This is a genomic window from Kouleothrix sp. 19917, from assembly GCF_057073505.1.
This window is the reverse complement of sequence record NZ_CP097099.1, coordinates 6,335,355-6,358,787: the sequence shown is the minus strand read 5'-3', so window position 1 is coordinate 6,358,787 and position 23,433 is coordinate 6,335,355. Positions and strand designations below refer to the sequence as shown.

Annotated in this window: 18 protein-coding genes and 3 tRNA genes; 11 read left to right on the top strand and 10 right to left on the bottom strand. The window is 62.9% G+C overall.

From position 1 onward, the window contains the following. Positions 1 to 2 precede the first annotated feature (2 nt). The 3 genes from M1P90_RS25730 to M1P90_RS25720 all read right to left on the bottom strand — a co-directional run bounded on the left by M1P90_RS25730 (position 3) and on the right by M1P90_RS25720 (position 6,118). Positions 3 to 3,647: an alpha-amylase family glycosyl hydrolase gene (locus tag M1P90_RS25730; RefSeq protein ID WP_483698435.1), complete on the bottom strand. Its 3,645-nt coding sequence runs from the start codon at positions 3,645 to 3,647 to the stop codon at positions 3 to 5. 359 nt (positions 3,648 to 4,006) lie between these two features. Beyond that, positions 4,007 to 5,083, bottom strand: coding sequence for a phosphatase PAP2 family protein (locus tag M1P90_RS25725; protein WP_483698434.1), 1,077 nt, complete (start codon positions 5,081 to 5,083; stop codon positions 4,007 to 4,009). Between the two features lie 36 nt (positions 5,084 to 5,119). Further along, the gene (locus M1P90_RS25720) at positions 5,120 to 6,118 is read right to left on the bottom strand and encodes a diacylglycerol/lipid kinase family protein (protein ID WP_483698433.1); all 999 of its coding nucleotides are present in this window, start codon (positions 6,116 to 6,118) and stop codon (positions 5,120 to 5,122) included. 390 nt (positions 6,119 to 6,508) lie between these two features. Between M1P90_RS25720 and M1P90_RS25715 the strand changes: the two genes are divergently transcribed. Further along, positions 6,509 to 7,669 (top strand): STAS domain-containing protein, encoded by a 1,161-nt coding sequence (locus tag M1P90_RS25715; protein ID WP_483698432.1) that lies wholly within the window; start codon positions 6,509 to 6,511, stop codon positions 7,667 to 7,669. Between the two features lie 194 nt (positions 7,670 to 7,863). Here the strand turns inward: M1P90_RS25715 and M1P90_RS25710 are convergent. The 4 genes from M1P90_RS25710 to tnpC all read right to left on the bottom strand — a co-directional run bounded on the left by M1P90_RS25710 (position 7,864) and on the right by tnpC (position 9,643). After that, positions 7,864 to 7,939: transfer RNA gene (locus M1P90_RS25710), tRNA-Phe, on the bottom strand. 85 nt (positions 7,940 to 8,024) lie between these two features. Further along, positions 8,025 to 8,100, bottom strand: a tRNA-Val gene (locus M1P90_RS25705). A gap of 1 nt (position 8,101) precedes the next feature. Then, positions 8,102 to 8,190 (bottom strand) — tRNA-Leu (locus M1P90_RS25700). 64 nt (positions 8,191 to 8,254) lie between these two features. Next, complete coding sequence (gene tnpC / locus M1P90_RS25695; RefSeq protein ID WP_409569855.1) at positions 8,255 to 9,643, bottom strand: IS66 family transposase; 1,389 nt, start codon at positions 9,641 to 9,643, stop codon at positions 8,255 to 8,257. 188 nt (positions 9,644 to 9,831) lie between these two features. Between tnpC and efp (M1P90_RS25690) the strand changes: the two genes are divergently transcribed. Continuing rightward, on the top strand, positions 9,832 to 10,395 hold the full coding sequence (gene efp / locus M1P90_RS25690; RefSeq protein ID WP_483698431.1) for an elongation factor P: 564 nt from the start codon (positions 9,832 to 9,834) through the stop codon (positions 10,393 to 10,395). Position 10,396: 1 nt separating this feature from the next. On the opposite strand, the gene M1P90_RS25685 is transcribed toward efp (M1P90_RS25690), so the two are convergent. The 3 genes from M1P90_RS25685 to M1P90_RS25675 all read right to left on the bottom strand — a co-directional run bounded on the left by M1P90_RS25685 (position 10,397) and on the right by M1P90_RS25675 (position 14,465). Continuing rightward, entirely contained in the window at positions 10,397 to 11,488 is a 1,092-nt protein-coding gene (locus M1P90_RS25685) for a methyltransferase domain-containing protein (protein WP_483698429.1), read from the bottom strand. Between the two features lie 27 nt (positions 11,489 to 11,515). After that, complete coding sequence (locus tag M1P90_RS25680; protein WP_483698428.1) at positions 11,516 to 12,334, bottom strand: arsenate reductase/protein-tyrosine-phosphatase family protein; 819 nt, start codon at positions 12,332 to 12,334, stop codon at positions 11,516 to 11,518. A gap of 226 nt (positions 12,335 to 12,560) precedes the next feature. Next, positions 12,561 to 14,465 carry a protein kinase domain-containing protein gene (locus tag M1P90_RS25675; protein ID WP_483698426.1) on the bottom strand — a complete coding sequence of 635 codons (1,905 nt, stop codon included), beginning with the start codon at positions 14,463 to 14,465 and terminating at the stop codon, positions 12,561 to 12,563. A gap of 262 nt (positions 14,466 to 14,727) precedes the next feature. Between M1P90_RS25675 and efp (M1P90_RS25670) the strand changes: the two genes are divergently transcribed. The 9 genes from efp (M1P90_RS25670) (at position 14,728) to kaiC (ending at position 23,287) form a co-directional block, all read left to right on the top strand. Next, positions 14,728 to 15,285 carry an elongation factor P gene (efp, locus tag M1P90_RS25670; protein WP_483698424.1) on the top strand — a complete coding sequence of 186 codons (558 nt, stop codon included), beginning with the start codon at positions 14,728 to 14,730 and terminating at the stop codon, positions 15,283 to 15,285. Positions 15,286 to 15,345: 60 nt separating this feature from the next. Further along, complete coding sequence (accB, locus tag M1P90_RS25665) at positions 15,346 to 15,912, top strand: acetyl-CoA carboxylase biotin carboxyl carrier protein (protein ID WP_483698423.1); 567 nt, start codon at positions 15,346 to 15,348, stop codon at positions 15,910 to 15,912. A gap of 72 nt (positions 15,913 to 15,984) precedes the next feature. After that, on the top strand, positions 15,985 to 17,175 hold the full coding sequence (gene xseA, locus M1P90_RS25660; RefSeq protein ID WP_483698422.1) for an exodeoxyribonuclease VII large subunit: 1,191 nt from the start codon (positions 15,985 to 15,987) through the stop codon (positions 17,173 to 17,175). 88 nt (positions 17,176 to 17,263) lie between these two features. Beyond that, positions 17,264 to 17,488 (top strand): exodeoxyribonuclease VII small subunit, encoded by a 225-nt coding sequence (xseB, locus tag M1P90_RS25655; RefSeq protein WP_483698420.1) that lies wholly within the window; start codon positions 17,264 to 17,266, stop codon positions 17,486 to 17,488. 3 nt (positions 17,489 to 17,491) lie between these two features. Then, the gene (locus M1P90_RS25650; protein WP_483698418.1) at positions 17,492 to 19,420 is read left to right on the top strand and encodes a hypothetical protein; all 1,929 of its coding nucleotides are present in this window, start codon (positions 17,492 to 17,494) and stop codon (positions 19,418 to 19,420) included. A 208-nt stretch (positions 19,421 to 19,628) separates the two neighbouring features. Next, positions 19,629 to 20,213 (top strand): hypothetical protein, encoded by a 585-nt coding sequence (locus M1P90_RS25645; protein WP_483698416.1) that lies wholly within the window; start codon positions 19,629 to 19,631, stop codon positions 20,211 to 20,213. A gap of 393 nt (positions 20,214 to 20,606) precedes the next feature. Next, entirely contained in the window at positions 20,607 to 21,419 is an 813-nt protein-coding gene (locus M1P90_RS25640) for a response regulator (RefSeq protein WP_483698415.1), read from the top strand. Between the two features lie 12 nt (positions 21,420 to 21,431). Continuing rightward, positions 21,432 to 21,746: a circadian clock protein KaiB gene (gene kaiB, locus M1P90_RS25635; protein ID WP_483698413.1), complete on the top strand. Its 315-nt coding sequence runs from the start codon at positions 21,432 to 21,434 to the stop codon at positions 21,744 to 21,746. Beyond that, a complete protein-coding gene (kaiC, locus tag M1P90_RS25630; protein WP_483698412.1) occupies positions 21,743 to 23,287 on the top strand; it encodes a circadian clock protein KaiC in 1,545 nt (514 codons plus the stop codon). The genes kaiB and kaiC overlap by 4 nt, the downstream gene beginning before the upstream one ends. Positions 23,288 to 23,433 lie beyond the last annotated feature (146 nt).

Sequence of the window (23,433 nt, the reverse complement as noted above, 5' to 3'; positions counted from 1 at the left end):
CGCTAGCTCTGCCCCAGCGCGCGCAGCTTCTCGACCTGGTAGCCGGCGCTGGCTGCCGCCGCATGAAGCTGCCCGATCAGCGCGACGCACTCGGCAATGCTCGGCTCGTCGGCAGCGGGAGTGCCGCCGGGCAGGCTTACCAGCGCCACGCGCAGCAGCTGGGCCAGCAGCGTGTCGAAGGCGGTTTTGTCGAACCACAGCACGCCCTGGTAGCGGTTGATGCGCAGCAGCTGCTGCACGTCGGTGTCGGCCAGCAGCGCCTCGATCAGGCGGGCCGGCTGGCGCAGCTCGGGCGAGCGGAACCACTCCTGGTAGCTGGTCATCTGCTTCACGAGCTGCACTGTCTGCCAGGCGCGTGGCTCGTCGGCACCGAGCGCGTAGAGCACGTCGGTGATGATCTGGCCCAGCCGCCACTCGTCGATCCAGGTGCGGCTTTGCTCGGCGTAGTCGGTGGGCGTGTCGAGCTTGCCGAGGGCGTGGACGAATGCCCAGCTCAACATGCCACCCCAGGCCACGTCGCTGATCGGGTCGGCGCTTGCGCCCGCGTGCTCGCGCTCAAGCGTGGGCATCTCCAGGATGCGCTCAAGCTCGGCGCGCACCTCGGCGGCGATCGGCGCGGCAGGCACGGTGCTGCCGGTAAAGTCGGCAATCGCCTGCAGGAGTGCAAGCAGCTTCTGCTCGGCTTCGTCGAGCGCGGAGGGCGGGGCATCCGCCGACTCGGCTGGCTCGGCCACGGCGCTTGTTTCTTCCGCATCCTCATCCGCTGTTGTTGGCGCGGCCGGCGCGGCGGGTTCGGCCACTGCTTCGGGTTCAGCCGCTGCGTCGGGTTCTTCCGCGTCGGTAGGCGCGGCGCTCGCGGCGGTGGCGATCAGGCGGCGGAACAGATCGGCGTTGACAAGCTGCTTGAACGGGTAGTGCAACGGCTGGAGGAACAGCTCCTTGAGGGCTTCCTCGACGCTTGGCACGCCACGCCCGGCCAGAAATTCGGCCAGTTGCGCGTACTGGTTGATCGCGTCGTTATGTACCTCGCGCCAATCGAGGAAGACGTGGCAGCGGTAGGCGCCCAGCTCGACATACAAACCCTGCTCGACCAGCTCGCGCCCGCTGCGCAGGTATTCCAGGCCGCTGGCGTAATCGCGGAAAATGTAGAAGGCCTGCTCGTCGGCCGAGAGGCGCAGGCCGTCGCCAAGCGAACGCTGCACCAGGGCGCGCTCGTCGCCATTGCCTGTGCGCGCCGAGAAGGCGGCCGACTGGCGCACCCAGCCGCGCACTTCGGCGTAGGCGTTGTGGTACAGCACCAGCGCGCGCTCGCCGTTGAAGCCGTTCGAGTAGGCGTACACGTCTTCGGCCACGCCGCCGTCGGCGGTGAAAAAATCGTAGAGCAGGAACTGATCGACGCCCGCGAAGAGGTAGCGCTTGTGCACCAGCGGGAAGATCTCGCGCTCGTGCCGCTCGATCAGATACTGGTCGGGCTGCTCGTCCCAGTAGGCGCGCTGGTACTCCATGCCATACTTTTCGGCAAAACCCTCGATCTGGCCGTGGCCGAACATGGGCAGGCCGGGCAGCGTCAGCATCACGGTGCAAATGCCGAAATACTTGTCGCCCTTGCCGAACTGCTCGACGGCGGTTTTCTCGTCGGGGTTGTTCTGGAAGTTGACGTAGCGCTTGAGAATTTCGGGGTCGAACTCCAGCGTCTGCTTCATCAGCGAGCGATACTTGGCGTTGTCTTCGTCGCGCAGCAGGTGCATAAAGGCGCTGTTGTACACGCGGTGCATGCCAAGCGTGCGCACGAAATAGCCTTCCATGAGCCAGAAGGCCTCGGCCAGCAGCAGCGTGTCGGGCACTTCCTGCGCCACGCGGTCGACGACCTCGCGCCAGAACTCGTTGGGTATGGCGGCCTCGAACTCGGCCTTGGTCATGGCGTACTCGGAGCGCGAGGGAATGGCGCCGCCTGCGCCGGGCTCGGGGAACCACAGCCGCTCGATATGGCGCTTGGCCAGAGTCATGGCTGCGTCGAAGCGGATGATTGGGAACTGGCGCGCAACGTGCAGGATGGTCTGGATCACGGCCTCGCGCGTTTCGGGGTTGAGGTAGTTGAGCTGCGCAGTGTCGTTCCAGGGCATGGTGGTGCCGTCGTTGCCGTGGTAGATATAGCGCGTGTCGCCGCTGTGGCGGTCGTGCCGCTTGAAGACCACAGCCGCGTCGGTGCGCTCGTAGTAGTGATCTTCCATGAAAATGCCAACACGATCGTCCCACGAAAGGTCGGGGCCGTTGAACGAGTAGGATGGGTAGGGCGTTTCGGACACCGACAGAAACCAGTCGGGGTGATCGACAACCCAGCGGCCATCGATGCCGACGTGGTTGGGCACCATGTCGCTGGCGAGGCGAATACCGCGCTTCCAGGCGCGCTGGCGCAGGTTGTCGCACGCGCCCTCGCCGCCCAGGCGCGCGGCGATGGTGTAATCGTAGAGCGAGTAGGCCGAAGCGACGGCGTCGGCGTTGCCCATCATCTGCTTGACGCGCTGCGAGGCCGAGCTGCGCTCCCACAGGCCGATCAGCCACAGGCCAGTGATGCCCCAGCGCTGCATGCGGTCCAGCTCCTCGTCGGGCACTTCGTCGAGTGTACGAACCGGGCGGTCGTACTGCTTGGCGAGCTGATCGAGCCAGACGTAGGCGTTCTTGGCGATCATCACCACGCGCGGCATCCAGCCCTTGTCGGGGCTGAACTGCTCGGGCTCGGCTTCGAGCCCTTCGAACGAGCCGATTGGGATCTCGATTGGGCCGGGGCCGAAGAACACCGGCTTTTCTTCTTCCTTGATCAGGTCAAGGCCGCCCAGCAGGCGGTAGACCTCTTTGCCCAGGGTAATGCCCCAGCGCGAGCGAATGAACTCAAGCTGCGCTTCGAGCGAGTGGGGCGCGGCGCGCGATGGCGCAAGCAGCATGTCGATCAGGTTTTCGCCGCCGCCGAAGATGCCGCCTGCCGCGCGCGCCGCGCCAGCCGGGCCATCATCGTCGCCACCACTCGCGCCGCCGCCGCCTGCCGCCGCCGAGCCGAAAAAGCTGTAGAGCGAGGACATAACGGTGGGGTAGGGCGTTTCGCGCTCAAGCTCGTGGTCGTCGAACAGCTCCTGGAAGGGCGTAAAGGCTGGGTTGGCGTTTTCCAGCCACAGCATCAGCATCTCTTCCAGCACGATCTCGCGGTTCGGGATGCCATCGGTCGAGCCGGCCAGGTAGGTGTCGAGGTCGGTATCGCGCCGGTACACGGCAAAGGCCGGAAATTCGTCGGCAAACTTGCGCAGCGCGGCATCCACGCCCTCGGCCCCAACCTGCTGGTTCAGCCATTCGAGCGAGTTCGCAACCAGCTCGGGGTTGTTCTGCTCGACGTAGGCGCGAAACATAAAATGTGTGAGCTCGTGGATGAGCGCCAGCGCGTTGATCTGCGAGGCACGGACCGCCTGTTCGGGGAAGCTGAGCAGATCGCGCTTTTCGTTCATGCGCTGGGCGAACTGGCGCGCGGCGCGGAAATTGGCGAACACCACATTGCCGCTGATGCTGTAAAGCCAATCGTCGAAGCGATAGTAGTCGCGCGAGTCGCGGGCGACATGGAATTCGAAGCCGCGCGGGCCGGTGATCCGATTGTTCGGCATAACCCCCTCATCATCTATTGCCAGCGCCCCAAACCGCGCCGGTGCAGCTGCAGGCAGGCGAAGTGTTCGTTCCGAAGCTATATGGTAGTACGTGATGATTTAGTCTCTCATGCTATGTCATAGTTTCTATTTGGTCAATTCGGCGCACAATAGCTTCAGGGCCACGTCAAAATCCCAAAAATCATGCACAGATTGCGCAGATGACGCAGATGAAATGCCTCACATCTGTGTCATCTGCGCAATCTGTGGGTCGATCTTGCTCCAGTTCCAGCCTTCGCATGGCCCTGCGATAGCTCAAGGCGCGGCAAGCCTCGCAAATGGCTCGCCGCGCCTCTGGAGTTCGTGATTGGATTGCGTGCTTACGCCGACTCGACGACGCTCTCGGCCACGTTCAGAAAGCGCTCGCGCAGCTGTTCGAGCAAACCCTGATCGTTGAGCTGGTCGCCCTGCTCGATCAGCCAGCGCGTCAGTTCGGCCAGCGCCGTGCCAGTGAGCGCGCCGCTCAGCACATCGCCGGGGTAGTGCGCGCCCAGGTACACACGCGAAAAGCCAACCATTGTGGCAATCGTGTACCACAGCGGCCGCATTTCGGGGTAGTGCCGGCTGAGCAGCCACGCGCCAGCAAATGCCGCCGCCGAGTGGCCGGAAGGGAAGGAGAAGGTGCCGGGCTTTTTACCCACGGCAATCGCCTGCACAATATCGATAAATGGGCGCTTGCGGCGGAAGTAGTACTTGATCGGGTACTCGACCGTCATGGTTGCGAACCACAGCGGCGGCAATATTTGCAGCAACGCCTGGCGGCCTCGCTTCTTATCGAGAACGGCGGCCGCCACCAAGCCGGCGATCCAGCCAAAGCCGCCGGTCATAACGAAGGTGAGGCCATACATAAGCCGGTTTGTAAGCTGTGTGTGCGGCAAGTGGTTAATCGCCAGGTAGGCGCGCGCATCCACAGCCTGGTAGGGCTTCATCTGGTGCATAATCGCTTCGCGCAGCATGTCGAGCGGCTCGCGCTCGGCGGGCGGTGTTGCGCCCTGCTGCTCGGGGTTGGTGGCCTGGTGAATTGCCTGCTCAAGCGCCTCGCGGGTTTCGCCGCTGCTGCCCGCCACCTGCATCGCCGCCTCGACAATCGTAGCTGGGGCTTGCTCGCGCTTGGAACTGGCATCGGCCACAGCCTGAATTGCCTGGGCCGGCTCGGCGTCGGCAGGCGCCTGCTCGCGGATGTCGCGCTCGGTGGTGCCCGAAGCGGCGGCCACCAGCTCCTGCGCCACCTTTTCGGCCTGCTGCGGCGTTTTGATCGTATTCACAGCCGCCTTCACCGCTTCGGCAGCAGGCCCGGCCTTAGCCTGCGCCTCGGGCGAGGGCTGATCCCAGGGATGCGGCGCGGTGGCTGGATTCATATCGTCCTGTTTCGCATTTTGCTGCGCTTCTTCTGCCATCGAGTGCTCCTTTCCACAGGCGGCGCTGGCCGCCAGCTATGCCGCAACTGCACGCTCGGCCAGTGGTGTTTCGTGTGGCAATGCCGCCGTCTGGGGTACAATAACCGTGACGGCGTGTGGTACCACCTGAATCTGAATAGGCGTATTGCCCAGGATTTCACCGTCGGCCTGCACCGGCAGCGGGTGGTCGGCGCTGATGACGATGCTGGTGGCTGCATCGAGGTAGCGCACATTGCGATCGCGGCGCTGCTGCCCCAAAACTGTGTGCCAGATCAGGCCCAGGTAGTCGAGCGCGGTGCGCGCACTGACGATACAAACATTGATCTTGCCGTCGTCGGGCGCGATATTGGGTCCCCAGCGGAACGGCGGCACGCCCAGCACCCCGCCATTGGCGATCAGCACCTGCGAGGCGCGCGGGCGCACGCGCCGGCCATCGGCCATGATCGTAAAGCGCACCGGCTGGTAGCCCACCAGGCGCGTCAGCATGGTCCAGATATATGCGGCGCGGCCGAAGCGGCGCTTGGCTTCGCGCTCGGTATCGCGGATCATGAGCGAGTCGAGGCCAATGCCAATCTGAAGAATGAAATAATCGTCGCCAACTTTCATGGCGTCGATTTTGGTGGTGCCATATTCGCCAGCCAGCAGCGCGCAGGCCTCATTCAGCGTCATGGGCAGCGCAAGCTCGCGTGCAAATACGTTGGCGGTACCTACGGGGATGATGCCCATCGGAATATCGCTGCCGATCAGGCCTTCAGCCACTTCGGAAACGGTGCCATCGCCGCCAGCTGCGCCAACCAGGGCTGCGCCTTTGCCAGCTTCGCGGCGCACAATTTCGGCCACATCTTCGTCGTCGGCGCCGGTAGTTTCGTAAATATCCACGGTGGTGTTGTCGCCAAAATGCTGCTGAAGTGCGGTGTGCACATCATCGGCGGTGCAGCTTCCAGCCATGGGGTTAAGAACCACAAACACGCGCTGCCCACCGCCCGGCTCACGCGATACAGTCGTGGTATCGGCAGCATTTTGTATATCTGTCATCCCAAGCGCTCCTCATCGCTGTGAAATTTGCCAGTGCTGCCAGAGTTCAGGCAAGATTCGTACCCAAAAGATTTGGCCGCGCAAAATACCTGCAGCGCAGAGAGAAAGCCCGCAGGAGCGCGTGTATCGCTGCGTATTAGGCTCAGTAGAGCATGACTAACGCCGCGGCGGCTGCCGCATAAAATGTTCGTATCGCAAAAGATTGGCGTGCGGTTCACTCTACTGGCATTGTGCTGCTGAGCAGCGGCTTGCTTCGGCACCCGTTGGCAGGCGCGTGGTAGCACGCAGCTTTCCCGCGCTCCTTGTCGCGAAAATGACGATCGCCTTCAAGAAAAATATTCTGCGCCTACGAACTGGCCATCAACTGACAGATCGCAAAAGGACCTCGTGATGTCTAGAATGCATCTTTCCCCGACGAAACTGCTGCTCACAGCGCTCATTCTGACGCTCGGCGTCATTGGCTGGCTCAGCTGGGATGTGTATGCGGCCAATCGCGCGCTTTCCACCACGGTCGCCTCCGATATTCGCCTGTATGAGTTGCGTGGCGAAATCGTGCATTTCGACGAAGTGCTGACGATGTCGGCCCGCATGGCCGCGCTCACCGGCGACCATATGTGGATTGCCCGCTACAACACTTTTGTGCCGCAGCTCGATGTCGCGCTTCAGGAAACGATCAGCCTGGTGCCGTCGCAGCTTGCCTCGAAGATTCGGGCTGAAACCGATGCCGCGAATACTCAATTGCTGAATTTGGAGGCCGACGCGCTCGCAGCAGTTGAGCAGAATCGGCTTGCTGATGCGCGCACGATCCTGTTCAGCAGCAATTATGATCAGCAGAAGCAGATCTATGCGGACGGCATGGCGAAGCTGCTGACCTATATCCAGAGCAGTGTCCAGTCACGCCAGCAAGAGCAGCAGCGACAAACGCCGATTGTATTTGGTGTGCAGGCGGTGCTGGTAACATTGTTTCTATTCACCTGGCTGGTCGTGCTCAGGAACTTACGTTCGAGTATGGCGGTGCGCGATGCGCTGCTGGTGGCTCAAACGCGCGAGCTGGCGCTTGAGCAGACGCAGCTTCGGCAGGAGGAAGTGATTGCCGAGCGAACTGCAGAGCTGCGCGCCGCCCTGCAGGCAATTGAAGAACGCGAGGCGCAGCTGAACACCACGGTGAACGAGCTGCGGCAGAGCGAGAGCACTATTCGCGATCTGAGCACCCCGGTGCTGTCGGTGCTGCCCGGCGTGCTGGTAGCGCCCATGATCGGCGCGCTCGACACCGAGCGCACGCAGTTGCTTAGCGATCAGGTGCTCCACCGCGCCGAGCAGCAGCACGCCCGCGCGGTGATCTTCGATGTGACGGGCGTGCCGCTGATCGATACCAATGTTGCGCAGTTGCTCATGCGGCTGGCAAGCGCTGTGCGCCTGCTTGGCGCTACCACGCTGCTGGTTGGCATTCGGCCCGAGATCGCCCAGACAATCGTTGCGCTGAATATCGACCTGCTGTCAATCAAGGTCTATGCAAGCTTGCAGGAAGCAGTGGGGGCGCTCAGGAGCTAGGGCGGCCCGGTTGACGTGCGTTTCGCGTTGCAAAGACGAAGGACAAAGGATGAAGCCGCACTGGTCATTCGCCCTTCGTCCTTCGTTTTTGGTCATAATGAGTTTGGGGGTGGCGTGGCCGCCCACGGTTTTATGTGAGCAGAGTGGCAGAGAAGCGCAAAACAAAAGAGAGCGGGTTTACCGCTCTCCAGTGCTGGTGCCAGGGACGGGGGACGATCCCGTGACCTCATGTTTTTCAGACATGCGCTCTACCAACTGAGCTACCCTGGCGGGTTCGAGCTTCGAGCTGTGAGGGTTGAGCTTTGGAAATACGGAAACCGCAAAACTCAAAACCGAGAACCCGCAACTCGCTCTCTGGTGGGCGATGACGGACTCGAACCGCCGACAACCTCGGTGTAAGCGAGGCGCTCTACCAACTGAGCTAATCGCCCGTGGTGCCGAGGAAGGGACTTGAACCCTTATGAGCATTACTGCTCACTAGGCCCTCAACCTAGCGCGTCTGCCAATTCCGCCACCTCGGCGCGCACGTTCGGCATTATAGCCATGAATGGCATGCTTGTCAACTGCGCCGCGTAAGGTAACTGTTCACTGTTGGGGTAAAGAACATTCGGTCGAAGAGGTTGCGCCTTGGCTCAACAGCTTGACGCATTCCTCAAACGGGTTGCACTTGCGTGCCTGCCAGGTCTCGAACAGACTTGCCAAGCCCAGCCGAGTCTTGGTTCCCTGCTGGCTGCGCGAGCCGCCGCTGATCTTGCGCATGACAACCAGCGGCCGGATGCTGCGTTCGGCCAGATTGTTATCCGCACTCAAGCCATCGATCAGCACAAACTGGAACAACTCTTCCTCGTGCCGCAGCAACCGTTTCGCCAGCGCCTGGCAGGCATGCTTTTTGACCCGCGCATAGGCGAACCCGAGTGCGTGCGCCCGTGCCGTCAGTTGCACGTACTGCTGCTCGCGCTGCTCGCGTATCGGCTGCTCGTGCTCACGCAGCCAGCTTTGGGCATCGTCGTAGAGCGCTCGTACCTGCTGCGCCCACTGCAGTACCCCCGCATCGTCGGCGTGCTGCTGCTTCAGCTCCCGCAGCGCGCGCAGCAGATGAACCCAGCAGCGCTGATGCTTGCCGGCATAGATGTTGTAGCCGCAGTAGAAATCGCTCACCAGGTGGCCCTCAAACTGACCAGCCAGCATGCGTTTCACAACGGCCTGTCCACGTGAGTGGTCGTAGTCGTAGTAGCGCACAGCTTGCTCGCCTGGGGTTGAAAACGCCCAGATGTAGCCGTTCATTCCATCCTCGCGCCACGACGTTTCGTCGCCGTGCAGGATCGGACTGGCACGCGCCTGTGCCTTGAGCGCCTCGAGCTCGGCTTGCAACCTCTGCCGCAACTGATGGAGTAATTCCACGATTTCGCCTGTGCTGAGCAGCAATTGATGAACGCTGTGCAGATACGCCTGGATGCGGCGGATGGGCAAGCGCAGCGTGGTACGCAAGTAGCCGAGCAGGCTGATGATGCGCACGCCGATACGCCCTTGCCCCAGCACCTGACCACTCAGATCGAGCTTGGGGCTGTGCCAGCGCTGGCAGTGCGGACAGAAGCGTTTGATTACCCGATGTTCGACGACCTCGACCGGCTGCGGTTGAGGCAGTTCAATCACCTCACGCGAATAATCGAGGCTATCGCCTTGTAAGCGGTAGAGGCAGTCGGGACAGCGCTCAAGCGCATGCTCGACCGAGCGGGTCGGGGTCATTCGCTTGCGGTTGTGATTGTGCTGAGGTGCTCGCTTCTTGCGCGGCGATTTTGGCGAGGCTGGTTTGGGTCGATTAGGTTTGACGAAGGGTGGTGGCTCGTCGTGGTGCTGTTCCAGTTCGGCAATCCGAGCCAGAGCAGCCGCTAAGGCCTGCTCTAGCTCGCCGACGCGAGCGTGCAAATCGCTATTGACTGCGCGCAGGCGCTCAACTTCGTCTTCAAGCGTCATGCAGCCGAGTATAGCATAAGCTTAGGATAACTGTGAACAGTTACCGCGTAAGCACGCCCTGCGCCGCCTCGCTGCCACTATGGCATTTGCGCCCGCTTGCGCCTTTCTGCTATAATAGATGCAGCGTTTAACGGCTTTTCACTGCGCCGCTCACACAGGGCGGCGCTTTCTATGGACAGGAGAACCCTATGGCAACGACGTCGGATCTTCGCACGAATATTATTATTCGCTATAACGGCACGCTGCACCGCGTTGTCGAATTTCACCACCACGCCCCGGGCAACTGGCGCGCTATGGTGATTATGAAGCTGAAGAACGTCCAGACGGGCAAGGTGATCGAAGATCGCGTGCGCGCCGGCTCGGACATTGAGATTGTGCGCGTCGACAAGCGCCCGATGCAGTTTCTGTATCGCGACGGCGACACCTACCACTTCATGGATAACGAGACGTTTGAGCAGATTGAACTGACCGAAGACACTATTGGCGACCCGGCCAAGTTCATGAAAGACGGCGAGATGGCCGACATTCTGTTCTACGACGACAATCAGATTCTGGGCGTTGAGGTGCCGTTCTTCGTGAATTTGGCAGTGACCGAGGCCTCGGTGGCGGTGCGCGGCGACACGGCCACGAACATCACCAAGCCGGTTACGCTTGAGACGGGCGCGGTGATCCAGGTGCCGGCCTTTGTGAACCAGGGCGACGTTGTGCGTGTGGACACGCGCACGGGCGACTACATTGAGCGCGTGAAGTAGCCTAGCTGCCCCGCTCGATCACATAGACGCTGGCTGGCTGGCCCAGCACCTCCACTGGAAAGACCTTGCGGCGCGCGAGCATATTCGCGCGCCGCAGTGATTCTTCCAGCGTGCGCCGGTCGCCAGTGAGCGCCACCAGCGGCGCGCCGGGGCGCAGTACGCGCACCATTTCGCGCAGAAAGGCCGGGTAGAGCTGGCGATTTTCGGCCACGCTGCCGATCTGCTTGCCAAAGGGCAGGTTCACCGCTGCGGCGTTGACCGAGCCGGCGTCGAGCGGCAGGGCGCGCGCATCCCAGTGCTGCACCTCAATCGGCTTGTAGCGCGGCCCAATGTTGCCCAGCGCCATGTCCACCGCGTCGGGGTTGGCATCGCCGCCCAGCAGCTGGCGGTAGCGCCCCATGTGTGCGCGCTCGATCAGAACGGTGCCCGCGCCACACATCGGGTCGAGAAACACATCGCCGGGCGTAGGCCCGGTGAGCCAGGCCAGCGCCGCCGCAGCCGAAGGGCGCAGCGAGCCGGGCATGTGTTCGAGCTTGTACTCGCGCTGGCGCATACGCTCGTCGCTCAGGCGCAGCGCCACGATTGCCTCGCTGGGCAGCAGTGTCAGCCAGAACTCGATGCCGCCATCTTCCACCACCTGCCAGCGGTGGTCGCCGCGCTGCGCAAGCCCGCGCTCCAATGCCATTTGCGCATCGACGCGCCGGTACAGGGCCGTGCCAACCTGCCGCGCAATCACCCGAAAGCGCAGCTTGCCCTTGCCGCCGCGCCCCGGCGCAAGCTGGCGCAGCAACGCCAGGGCCGGCTCGATGTTGGTGGCGCGCAGGGCAGCCGTTTCGAGGAGCTGCAATGTGGCGCGTGTGGGCGGCGGGTGATCGAGCGTGGCGACAACGGCGAACACATCTTCGACCGTGCGCAGCGCCAGCAGGTCCTCGGCGTCGCCCGCATAATCGAACAGCACCAGGCTATTCTTTTCGGCCACGCTGCGGGTGCCGCGCACTCGCGCGCCTTCCAGCACCGTCGCGATCTCGTCGCTGGCGATTGCCTCGAAGCCGGACAGGGTGTGGGCAAGAAATAGCGGGCGGGATTTTTTCATAGCGTTTTCTGTGCAAAAGGCGGCGGGCTAGGCCAGCGCGGGCAGAGTTGGCAGCAGGCCAGAAAGTTCGTTCAGCGCGGCCTGATCGATTGGGTCGGCCAGACGCGTGGCAGCACCGTGCAGTGCGGCAAACTGGCGAGCAGAGGGCGTGGGAAGCATGGCGAAGGCAGCGCGCAGAAGCGCCACATAGGCGGCCACCAGATCGGCCGGCCCGGCTGGCGCGCCCGCAATGGCGGCGAGATCGTTTTCGAGCCGGCCACGTGCTGCCGCCCAGTCAACTACATCGGGCATGTTCGCGGCAAGCTGCAAAAGCTGAGCAACGCGCCCGGCAGCGTCGTTCCGCTCAATGTTGATGGGCGCGGCTGGCGCGGCGCCGGCTGGTGTGGCTGTCTCGCCCAGGCGCGTGCGGATCGCGGGCAGCGCAGCCTGGAGCATGTCGTCCAGCTCGCGTGCATAGGTGAGCCACGCGCCGATCTGCATGCGGAACGGGTCGGGGACGTCGCGCTTGCGGTTGGCAAGCTCGCCCAGCGTGGCGATGCGCGCCGAGGCGGCCGGGTAGCGCCCGCGCATCACGCGCGCGGTGCCGCTATCGATCGCAACCATCAGGTCGGCGCGCTCGGCCAGCTCGTCGTCGAGCGAGCGGGCGCTGTGTTCGCTAATATCGAGCCCCAGGTGCACCATGGTGTCGCGCGCCTCGGGCTCGGCCGGGTCGCCATCGTGGCCCAGCACGCCCGCCGATTCAACCGCAACCGCTGCCGTTTCTTTGCCAAGCAGGCGGCGCAGCAGCCCGGCGGCGATGGGTGCGCGCCCGGTATCGGCGGCCCCAACCAGCACAATCGTCTTCATCGCAGCACTTCGTTTCACGCGTTTTGCTGGCGATTATAGCATGCCTGCGAAACGTCATAGGTGGAGACTAGTACCGTACCTATGCCACGGTAGGACCTTTGCGCGATAGCGTTGGGCCGCAGGCTCAGGTATAGTAACAGCACTCCTTCTCACCCTCCTTCGCCAGGAGGCCCCGCTCCTAGAGCGGGGCCTCCTGGTTTTTTGCGGCATGTTTTGTGCGGGGCGTCTAGAAGCGCAAGAAGAACAGCAGCGCCGCCAGCAGCGTCAGCACCACCAGCCCGCCATACAAAATCGCGCGCTCGCGGTCGAACAGGGCCGCGTCGCCGCGCACCTCGTCGGTGAAGCCGATCAGCGTCAGGCTGTGCGGTTTTTCCTTGTAGGTGTAATCGACCTCGGTGACGGGCACGCCCTTGATGTCGAGGTCGGCGGTGAGCAGGCGCGCGTTCGGCCCGCCGCCATTGATCGCCGTTTCGAGCAGCTCTTTCAGCGGCGCGATCTGGTACCACTTCGCCTCATACGGGTCGATCCGCCCGCTGAACACGGGCTGCGCCTGCGTCTGGATGGTCAGCTTATGCAGGCCGGTCAGGTCGTCTTCATTGAAGAATTGCTTGGCGTGGCGCGACCATGTGAAGAACTTTTCTTCCAGCAGCTGCCCGGCACCTTCGCAGCGCGGGCACGGCTGCTTGCCGTAGCCGTGGCAGATCGGGCACTGCTCCTTGAGCGACTCGTTGCGGTTGGTGCCGTCGGTGTCGCGCACTTTGCGCACGCGCTCGATGTAGCCTTCGCCGCGACAGTTCTTGCAGACGACGTTGGCCGCGCCGCCGCACTCGCTGCACGCGATCATGCGCTGCGAGCCGGGGATTGCGATTGGCGTGGGCGCAGCGTCGGAGAAGGGCGGCAGCTCGGGCACCGGCACATCCCACAGCTCGGGCTCGCGTGTGGCGGCTGTCATCGAGCCTTCTTCGGGGATGGCCTGGCGCGTCTGCGGCGGCGTGCGCGTTTCGTAGTCGGCGCGCAGCTCGTAAAGGTACACGTCGTAGCTGACGATCTGCGTGGGCTGGATGACCTGCCCAAGCAGCGGGCGGCGCAAAAAACCAGCCGCGCTCCAGCGGTCGAGGGCTTTGCGAATAACCCCGGCGCGGTGCAGGTTGTCGGCGCGGGCGCGGCTGCGTGCCACAAAATCGTGATCGAGCAGGCTGCCCACCACGGTTTCGAGCGGATTTTCCAGCCACTCGGCCACCGGCTCCCAGCGCGACTCCTCCATATCCTCGGTGGTGTCGTCGATCTGCTGGCGCAGCGCCTGGCGCAGGGCCACAGCCGCCTGGGCCGCGCCAGCATAGCGCTGGGCGGGCTGGGCCGCCAGCAAGCGGCGAATCACCCGGTCGCCGCCGGCCAGCGCCACATCGCGCGTGCTGAGCGAGCGTGGCTCGCCGCCGGGCGGGGGCGGTTCTTCGCCAAGCAGCATGTGGTAGAGCACCGCGCCCAGGCTGTAAAGATCCTGCGCGGCGGCTGGCTCGCCCGACACCAGGCTTTGCTCGGGGGCCGAGTAGGGCGTCAGGTAGTCGGCTTCTTCGATGCTCGACAGGTCGGGTGTGTCGGGCGCGGCGGCCAGGCTGAAGTTTGTGAGGAAGGCATTGCCCTGCGGCGTGAGCAGAATGTTGGCCGGCTGAACGTCGCGATGCACAATGCCCTGGCCGTGCAGGAAGTCGAGCGCGGCGCCGATCTGGGTAAAAACTTTCAGGGCCGTCAGCGCGTCGAGCGGGCCAGCCTTGAGCGCCTCGTGCAAGGAGCGCGTTTCCAGGCGCGGCGTGACCATATACGCGCCATAGCGCTCGTCGTGCCCGGCATCGACCACCGGCAGGATGTTTGGGTGGCTCAGGCGCGCGGCCAGCTTGCCCGCCAGCTGAAAGCGGCTCGACGAGATCCAGTCGGTGCGGCGCAAAATATGAATCTCAACCGGGCGGTCGAGCGTCTGGTGCGCGCCGCGATAGACCGTGGCAAGCTCTTCCTGGCCGATTCGCTCGAGCAGGCGGTAGTTCAGCAGATCGTGCGTTTCGGCCTGCTTGCGCGAGCCGCTCGCCGTGCTGCCGCCCGACGACCGGGAGCGCGCATTCGAGGTTGGCGTTGGCATGCGAGCATCCTTGTGATGGACATAAAACACGGTCAGTATAGCGTCGAGCGAACAAGCGCGCAAGCGCCGGGGAAGTGTGCCAAGTATAGCACATTTGTTCGTAATTCGCAAGCTATGGTATAATGCGCGCTTGACGTTTCACACACGGCCGCGGCATTGCAATGCACTCAGGCGCATGAAGCGCGGCCCACTGCCAGGTGCAGCGCCGACCATACCATCAACGGCGATTGCCCACGCAATTGCGCAAGGAGCCTCCAGCAGCATGATTTCGACCGGCGAACTTAAAAAAAACCTGACGATCATCTACGACAACAACCTGATGCGGATCGTCGATTTTCAGCATGTCAAGCAGGGCCGTGGCAGCGCCTATGTGCGCCTGACGCTGCGCAATGTGCGCACGGGAGCCACCGTCAACACCACCATTCAGGCCGGCGAAAAATTCCCGGTCGCGCAGCTCGAAAAGCAGGTGGTGCAGTACCTGTATCGCGAAGAAGACAACTTTTACTTTATGAATACCGAGACCTACGACCAGCCGGCCGTTGGGCTCGACATTGTTGGCGACGCGGCGAGCTACCTGAAGGAAAACGAGCAGGTCGACCTGATGACCTATGAGGGCGAAGTGCTCGATATTGTGCTGCCGCCCAACGTCATTCTGCGCGTCGAGCAGACCGAGCCGGGCTACAAGGGCGACACCGCCTCGGGCGCGGTGAAGCCGGCAATCATGGAAACCGGGCTGCGCGTGATGGTGCCGCTGTTTGTAAACGCCGACGACGAATTGCGCATCGATACGCGCACCGGCACCTATATCGAGCGGGCGTAAACTCTGCTGTGTTGCATAGGCTAGCGCAACACGTCCTAGCAAAATGGGAGCATCGCATTCATGAAGCATGATGCAGACGAGCAGCGCGAATTTGTTGATGATTTTGGCCTGAGTGCGCTGCGCGAGGTGCTGCAGCTCATCACCGAAACCGACATCACCGAGATCAAGATCGAGCGCGGCGGCTCGAAGCTGCATATTCGGCGCGGCCAAACTCCCGCGCAGAACACCACGCCGTTTCTGGTGACGCCGTCGCTGGCAGCTGCTCTGCCGCAGCACCTGCAATCGCCGCTGCCGCCGCTTGCGCCGCCCTTCCAGCAGGCCAGCGTGCCCGCCCCGAGCGATGAAGCGGCGCGCGCGACCAGCCCGGCCGAAAATAGCGTGCCGGCGGGCGAGCCGATCACCGCGCCGATGGTGGGCACCTTCTACACCGCGCCGTCGCCCAAAGACACGGCATATGTGCAGGAAGGCGACGTGATCCAGCCCGGCGACCGGGTGGGCATTGTCGAGGCCATGAAGATGATGAACGAGATCGAGGCCGAAATTGGTGGCCGGGTTGCGCGCATCCTGGTGAAAAACGGCCAGCCGGTCGAGTATGGCCAGCCGCTGATGATCATCGAGCCACTCTAGGTTTTGAAGGCTGCGATTTGAGTGCTGAGCGCGTGGCAATCACTCAAATCGCAATCCTCAAAACTCAAAGCTATGCTGCAAATTCTCTCGGTTTCTCAACTCAACACCTACCTGCGCGAGCTGCTCGACGCCGACCCGATTGTGCGCGATATCTGGATCGAAGGCGAGGTTTCGAACTTCTCGCGCGCCTCTTCGGGCCACTGCTACTTTACGCTGAAAGAAGGCGAAGCGCAGATTCGCGCGGTGAGCTGGCGCTCGTCGGTGGCGCGGATTGGCACCATGCCCGGGAATGGCGACGCGGTGCTGGCGCACGGGCGGGTGGCCTTCTACGAATCCAGCGGCCAGATCCAGCTTTATGTCGACATGATCCGACCGGCGGGCGTTGGCTTGCTGTATGCGCGCTTCGAAGAGCTGAAGGCGCGGCTGGCCGCCGAGGGCCTGTTCGACGAAACGCGCAAGCGCCCGCTGCCCGAGCTGCCACGCCGGATTGGCCTAGCAACCTCGCCCACTGGTGCGGCCCTGCAAGACATGCTGAACATCCTGCGGCGGCGCTACCCGCTGGCCGAGGTGGTGCTGGCCCCCTGCCAGGTGCAGGGCGACGGCGCGGCCGACACCGTGGTGGAGGCACTTTACGCGCTCTATGAGCAGGATCTTGACCTGATCATTGTGGCGCGCGGCGGCGGCTCGGCCGAAGATTTGTGGACCTTCAACGAAGAAGTGGTGGCGCGCGCGGTGTTCGCCAGCCCGGTGCCGGTGATCAGCGGCGTGGGGCACGAAACCGACACCACAATCATCGACTATGTGGCGGATGTGCGCGCCCCAACGCCTTCGGCCGCCGCCGAGCTGGCCGCGCCCGACATTGCCGAGCTGGCCGGCGCAATGGAATTGCTGCACATCCGCGCCGCCGAATTGCTTCGCCGCCGACTGGACGACGCCGCCAGCGATCTCGACCGGGTGGAACGGCGTTTGGCGCAGTATTCGCCCGCCAGCCGCCTGCAGCGCGACCGGCAACTGCTCGACGAGCTGGCACGCCGCGCGGCCACGCGCCTGGCGCACAGCGTAGCGCTGCACCGCGCCCAACTGGCCGGAACCAGCGCGCAGCTTGCCGCGCTCAACCCGCTGGCGACGCTTGGGCGCGGCTATGCGGTGGTGCGCCGCGCCGATGGCGCAATCGTCACCGACCCCGCACAGCTCGCTCCCGGCGAAGCGCTCACCATCACCGTCAAAGGCGGCGAGATCGCTGCCCAAACCACAAAACCGTGACCTTTGGGTTATTGCGGCGCGCCGGGCGGCTGCGTACAGTGAGCGCATCGCAATTCGGCCCAAACGCGCAGCAGATCAGGTGGAAACCATGACAAACACTGCCGATATGAACTACGAGGCGCTGTATGCGCGCATGCAGGTGATCGTTGGCCGGCTTGAGGCCGGCGAGCTGCCGCTGGAAGAAGCGCTGGCGCTGTACGAAGAAGGTGTGGCCGTTGCGGCGGCCTGCCAGCGCCTGCTCGATGCGGCCGAATTGCGCATTCAGGAGCTGAACGTTGGCCCGGGCGCGCGGCCAAATCTGTGGGAGGACTAAGGTATGGTTGCCGAGCAGGTGCATCGCTACCCGCGCTGGATCGTCTGGATGTTCGAGGTGCTGAGCGCCCTGGCGATTGCCATTGCGCTGCTCCAGCTTGGGCGCGCCCTGCTGCTGCTTGTGTGGTCAACCTTTGGCATCGACACCTCGCTGCTGGGGCGCGTGCCCTACCTGCCCGAAATTGTGCTGGCAATTGGCAACGGCACGCCTTTCCCGCGCCGCGAAGAGGCACTGGGCCTGCTGGCCTTTATTGTCGGCCTGTCGCAGCTGCTGCCCGCGCTGGGCTGGCTGCTGCTGGCCTTGCTGCTGGGCCTGCTGCTGCGCAATAGCCTGCCAACCGTTCGCACCAGCGCGCGCGGCATTCTGGTGGAGTTTGGCGGGAGCTGGCTGCCCATCCCCTGGGAAACCGTGCGCGCCATCAAGGTCACCGAAGACGTGGCCGCCGAGCGCTTTGTGCTGCTGGCCGAAACCGACCCGCAGCAGCTTACCGGCTGGCACCGCTTCTACAGCATGTTCTACCGCTTTGGCTTCCGGCGCAGCTTCCTGATCGGCTCGGCAATCAGCGACTTCCAGGGCTTGATCAAAACGCTGCTGGCCGAAACCGACCGCGTGGCCCGCGTGCTCGATAACATCAAGCCGGCGCGCTTGCAGGAAGAAGCCTCGTCGCCGCTGTTTCGGCTGGTGCTGAGCCCGGCATCGTTTTTCAGCCGGCGCAGCAAAACCGAAGACGCCGGCCAGCCCGTCGCCACGCCCGTGCCGAATCTGGCCGGCTCCGCGCCAATTGGCGGCACCTACCCGCGCCGCATCCAGATGCTGTTTAGCTGGGTTGGGCGCTTGCTCGCGCTGGCCCTGCTGCTGCGCTACGCTGCCTACTGGCTCACCTTCCTGGCGCTTACATTCCCGGCACTGCAAACCATGCCCGTCTTCGACCGGCTGACGCTCTACCAGTTGCCGGCGAACTGGTGGCTACTGGTGGCCGCACATGTGCTGCTGCTGATTATGCTCTGGGTGATCGCGGCGGTGTGGAACCTGCTGCCCGCGCTGGAAGCGCGCTCCGAGGGCCTGGCAGTGCGCCATTTCGGGCGCTGGCTGGTGGTGCCGTGGGCGGCGATCAGCTCGATCAAGGTCACCGAGTTTTCGGAAGAAAGCCGGATCGTGCTCATTCAGGCGCGGCGCGGCTTGCCCGCCGCCAAACGGCTGAGCAGCCTGATCTACGAGGGCAGCTTGACGCCCGGTGTGCTGGTCACGTCGGCGCTGGCGAATTTCGAGCAGGTGTTGCAGCGCGTGCTGCTGGAAGTGACGCGCCACGCCGAAGGCACCGCGCAGGCTTCGCAGCCCATTCTGCAAAGCGAAGCGCGCTCGAATATGCTGCTGCTAAGCTTCCGCTCCAGCGCCACCATCGACAAGCTGGTGGCCGAGGCGCGCGAAGACGAAACGACCACCAAGGCCGATACGCGCCGCCTGCTTGGCCTGGCCGGCACGGCGGTGATGCTGGCGCTGCCGCCCGCGCTCCTGCTGCTCTTTGATCGCGCGATTGCGCAGGGCATCCTGCCAAGCGTGCCGCTCGTGGTCAGCGCGATTGTGCTGGTGGTGCTGGGCCTGGTCGAGTGGCCGATTGTGGGCATTGGGCTGACCACGCTGGACGAAATGAGCGGCGGCGGCGAAGAAGGCAACCGCGCGCTCTACCTCTACCCCACCAGCCAGCTGCCGCGCTTGCTGCCGCAGGTGGGCGCGCTGGTGCTGGTGCTGCTGGGCGTGCCGATCCTGCCGGTGCTGCTCTGGCTTGGCGCAATTGTCTGGTCGTTCCTGCTGGCAGCCGCCATGTCGGAAGAATTGTTTGGCTGGCGCGGCGGCCAGCTGATCGCCGGCGCGCTTATCCCCGTCGTGCTCCAGCTGCTCACCCTGCTGGTCTACCTGTTCATCAGCCGCTAGTGCGCTTTTAGCGCAGGGTTTAGGGGGTGGGGAATAGGGTTTAGTGATTGCAATGCAAACTCTTCTCTGATTTCCGCATCGCTTTTTTGATACTGCACTAGTGCGACCTCCACATTGATTCCGCACCACGCTCTTGGCTTGCTCATCCTCGCCAACCTCGCTACAATATGTCGTAGGTTTGTGGCAGCGGCTCGGCGTGAGAAATTCTATGCAGCGTGTAACCGAACATGTTGATACAGCCTACCTTGAACAGGCACCGCCGCGCCCAACGCCGCCCGGCCTGCTGATGAACCTCTGCTCCGACTACCTGCTCGACCGCCCGCTGCGCACCTTCTTCCCGCCACTGACGATTGCGTGCGTGCTCGCCCTGTTCGCGCTGTATTTTCTGCATGCCAGCCCCTGGCTGCGCGCCATTCCCGGCATCATCATCCTGGCGCAGATCGGGCTGGCGGCGCGGCGCATCTGGCGGAGCGTGCGCGACGACCTGGCGCTGCTAACAAACGGCCTGATCATCCGCGCGCATGTGCTGCGCCTGCGGCCCCACCGCAGCCCTTCCGGCGCGCTCGAAGGCGCGCTGCTCGATTGCGCCATCCCGGTTGCGCCGCGCCGCACCTACATGGGCAGCATCTGGCTGGCCGACGGCGCGGAAGCCCAACGGCTCGCCAGCCAGGGGCGCGTATCGGTGCTGTGCCTGCCGCGCACGCCCGGCACATGGCGCGTGCTGGAAGACGTGCAGTCCGACATTCGCTACGACCGCATGGGCCCAATGCAAGCCATCCCGCAGGATGTCTAGCTGGCGCGCCCACGCCCCTTTCATCTTCCTGCGCACTGCTCTGCGGCACACCTTGTTGTTTCCCCAAGCCTGCTGCTTACCCCTTTTACCAAACCACGTATGTATTTCTTCGTAGGGTTTTCCTGTAGATTCTCATGCGCAAAAATCAATGAATTTATGGATATACGGGAGACCATTCTCCATCTATTCTTATGCTACAGAAATGAAGGGTGTGCTCCATCGAATGCCAGGATACGCATAACCCAGGGCTCATACGATTTGAATGCTGGCTTGCTGCGCCTGCTGCCATCGGTTTCATGCTGCCAGGAACAGGGCTTAACCACACGCTGCATCAGATCATATACAAGCGGCCACTTCGCCAGCATGCGGCGGGGCAAGTGGGAGGTTTAAAACGTGGAAACCGCGCTGCGCACCATTTTGCTGGTTGAAGAGCAATCTGCGCAAGACAAGCTGGTTGAAACCATGCTCAGCCAGCTAGGCTCTTATCAGTACAATCTGTTCAAAACAACCAGCGTCGATGACGCACTTGCCGAGATTCAAACTCAACACTTCTCAGTCGTTGTGCTCGATCTGTGGAAAAAGCCTGCCAGCCTGCCCGAAACTGTAGCACACATCCACGCCTCGGCGCCAGAGCTTCCCATTCTTGTTTTCACCCCGCACAATGACGAACAGCTTGGCCTGGCGTGTATCAATGCCGGCGCGCAGGATTATTTGGCAAAAGAAGAAACGCGGCTGCAAACGCTGCGCCGCGCGATTGGCTACGCGATCACGCGCCAGCGCGAAGCCCAGATCCGCGAGCTGCAGCAAACGCTTGAGCGCATGCGCCAGCTTTCGTCGGCAAGCGCAAGCACGCAAACCACCGCCAGGCTCATTCTGAACGGCGCGGTGCGCGAGCGCCACAGTGGCGAATTTGGCCAGATCGTTTGCGATTACGGATCATTGCTGCCGGTGTACATGGAATACCTGGTACACCAGAAAGAAAAGCCGCGCGATCAGATGGAACTGCTGATTACGCGCCTGGGCGACCTGGGGGGCAGCCCGCGTGACCTGATGGATGTTCACGTTGCTGCGCTCGATGCGAGTGTTGTAAAGCAGAACGCCGAGCGCGGCCATGCCTTAGCCGTTGAAGGGCGGTTACTTGCGCTTGAGATGATGGGGCTGCTGGTCGATTACTACCGCATCGGGCAGCGGCGCCGTTTTCTATAAAGGAGTACTCCTATGAAATACCGACTTCGCCTCTTTGTGAGTGGCTACACCTCGCACTCGCGCCGCGCGATCGAGAACCTGCGCCAGATCTGCGAGCGCGATTTGCGTGAAATGTACGAGGTCGAAGTGATCGATATTCTTGAACACCCACAGCTTGCCGAAAACGAAAAAATCATAGCGACTCCAACGCTGGTGAAGAAGCTGCCGGTGCCAGTGCGCAAAATCATTGGCGATCTGAGTAGCCGCGAAAAGGTACTGATTGGGCTCGATTTCCTGCCAGCACACCCAACGCCCGCCGCATCACAAGTGGAGAAAACAACAATATGATCACTGCACAGCAATTGCTTCCAAAACTCCCGACGGGTATAGCCGGGTTCGAGCAGATTACCAATGGCGGCTTGCCCGAAAACCGCAGCACGCTGATCTCGGGCACGGCTGGCAGCGGCAAAACCGTCTTTGCCCTCCAGTTCCTCGTTTCTGGCGTCTCCGACTTTGGCGAAAACGGCGTCTTCGTCACCTTTGAAGAAACTCCTGACGACCTCATGCGCAACGTCGTTTCTTTCGGCTGGGATCTGCAGGCCATGGTTCGCGACCACAAGATCGCCGTCGTCGACGCCACCCCCGAGCCCGGCGAGGTCACCATCGAAGCCGGTGCCTACGACCTTTCTGCCCTGCTCGCCCGCATCGAAAACGCCATTCGCCAGGTCGGCGCCAAGCGCGTCATTCTTGATGCCGTCGGTGCCTTGTTTCCGCAGTTCACCGATGCCAACGTTGTCCGACGCGAGTTGCACCGCATCCACGCCGGTCTGCGCATGCTCGGTGTCACCACCCTGATCACCATGGAGCGCACCGGCGAGGAAGCCGGCATTGGCCGCTTTGGCGTGGAAGAGTTCGTGGCCGACAATGTCATCCTGCTGCGCAATCGCATCGACCAGGAAAAGCGCCGCCGCACGATCGAAATCCTCAAGTTCCGCGGCTCGACGCACCAGAAGGGCGAATACCCCTTCACGATCGACGCCGAGGACGGCGTGATGATCATCCCGCTGTCGGCGATCGAGCTGAAGCAGCGCTCGTCGCAGATCCGCGTGTCGTCGGGCGTGCGCGAACTCGACACGATGTGCGGCGGCGGGATGTACCGCGACTCGATCATCCTGACCAGCGGCGCAACCGGCACGGGCAAAACGCTGATGGTGACGCAGTATATCAAGGCGGCGATCGAGGCGGGCGAGCGGGCGATCCTGTTCGGGGCGGAAGAAAGCCGCGAGCAACTGACGCGCAACGCGGCGTCGTGGGGGGTGGATTTCGAGAAGGCCGAGCGCGACGGGCTGCTGAAGATCATCTGCCGCTACCCGGAGATCATGGGGCTGGAAGACCACCTGCTGCACCTGAAGCGCGACATCAAGACGTTCGAGCCGAAGCGGGTGGCGGTGGACAGCATGTCGGCGTTCGAGCGGGTGTCGACGCCGAAGTCGTTTCGGGAGTTTGTGATCGGGCTGACAAGCTTCATCAAGCAGCAGGAGATCACGGGCCTGTTCACGAACACGACGTCGATGCTGATGGGCGGGGAGACGATCACGGAAACGCACATCTCGACGATCACGGACACGATCATCCTGCTGCGGTATGTGGAGCTGCACGGGGAGATGCGGCGGGGGCTGACGGTGCTGAAGATGCGGGGGACGTGGCACGAAAAAGACATCCGCGAGTATGTGATCGACAACCAGGGGATGCACATCCGCGAGCCGTTCCGCGGCATTCACGGCATCCTGAGCGGCACGCCAGTCTACTCGTATGCCGAAGAGCGCCAGCGCCTCGGCGGCATGTTTGGTTCGCATCAGGATGGCGGAGGCAGAGCTAGTGCCGGTTAAAAGATGTTTTGGGCTGGTACGCACGGGAGCGGCGCACAAAGTAAAAAGTGTGTGCTGCTGCGTTATAGCGCACACGAACGAGTACTTCTGCTCGCGTATGCGAGCAAGGCATTCTTCACTCTACGCTCGCAGTGCGTACCCTGAGC